This is a genomic window from Streptomyces roseolilacinus (assembly GCF_014649335.1).
Taxonomy (GTDB): domain Bacteria; phylum Actinomycetota; class Actinomycetes; order Streptomycetales; family Streptomycetaceae; genus Streptomyces; species Streptomyces roseolilacinus.
On sequence record NZ_BMSV01000032.1, the window covers coordinates 1 to 1,096 of the forward strand.

2 protein-coding genes are annotated in these 1,096 nt (G+C 68.7%); one reads left to right on the forward strand and one right to left on the reverse strand.

Annotated elements, in window-relative coordinates; all coding sequences use genetic code 11:
• Positions 1 to 587: hypothetical protein (locus tag IE106_RS29940; RefSeq protein WP_189538377.1), on the reverse strand; the 587-nt coding region annotated here is incomplete at its 3' end.
• 94 nt (positions 588 to 681) lie between these two features.
• Here IE106_RS29940 and IE106_RS29945 point away from each other — a divergent pair.
• Positions 682 to 900: a hypothetical protein gene (locus IE106_RS29945; protein WP_029380831.1), complete on the forward strand. Its 219-nt coding sequence runs from the start codon at positions 682 to 684 to the stop codon at positions 898 to 900.
• The last annotated feature ends 196 nt before the right edge of the window (positions 901 to 1,096 follow it).

Below are 1,096 nucleotides of genomic sequence, written 5' to 3' on the forward strand. Positions count from 1 at the left end.
ACGGGGCGGCTGGTGTCCGGGGTGGCCGTCCAGACCATGAAGACGGTGGCCGCGCCCCACGCGGTCCACGTCGCGCGTACTCCGTTGTTGCGGGTGAGGAAGCCGAGGACCAGGCCGGTGATGCCGGTGAGCAGCCACAGCGTGTAGACGGTGGAGGCTTCGACCGGGAGGCCGGCGGAGTGCTGCGCGATGTAGGTGCGCACTGGTTGGTCGACGACGGCGGCGACGCCGTTGGAGGTGTCGACGCCGACCTGCACCTTGGGTACGGCGGTGAGGATCTGGTGCAGGGCCTGGAGGATGACTTCGCCGGCGCCCTTGGCCATCAGCACGACGAAGGAGACCCCGGCCGTCATCAGGATGGCGCGCAGCCAGGGCGCCATGTGGCGCAGGCCGTCGTCGGGGGCGCTGAGGATGTCGTCCCACATCTCGTACAGGACGCCGTCGATGTCCCAGGCGCGGTCCCACCAGTCGCGCAGTGCTTCGCGCAGTCCGGCCAGGCGTGACGGCTTGGTCGGCTCCTTCGGGAGCGGGACGGGAAGGTAGGCGAGCTCCTGGCGGCCGGCGCCGGTGTTGTCGTTGGACTGCACGGGGCAACTCCTTGTTGTCGATGTGGTGTTCACGGAGCGTGCGAGTGGGCCAAGCTGTGAGCGACGGGCCCGGGAGAGAGAGGAGGCGGCTGCGATGGGGTGGTTCACCCGCGATGAGCCGGAAGAAGTCGTCTTCGAAGAGGTCGTGGACACGGACGGGACGATCTGGCCCGCGTTCACCGACGACGACGGCGTGCTGTGGATCGACGTGGACTACGACGTCGAGGTGACGATCAACGGCGCGATCGTCGACGGACAGATCCGGGGTGCCGAGGTCGACGACCACGGCCGTATCTGGATCGACTACGACTGACCGCGAGGCCGGACGGCCTGTCCCGCACCCGAAGCCCCGGCCCGCGGGCGAGGTGTTCGGATACGAGGCAGGGCGCCCGGGTCAGCGGACGTCGTTGCGGGCGCGGGAGAACATCCCGCGCTGATGGCTGGTGTTGTTGATCTGCATGTTCTGGGTGACCGGGCCCTCGTAGACCGTCTTGGACACGGACTTGCGG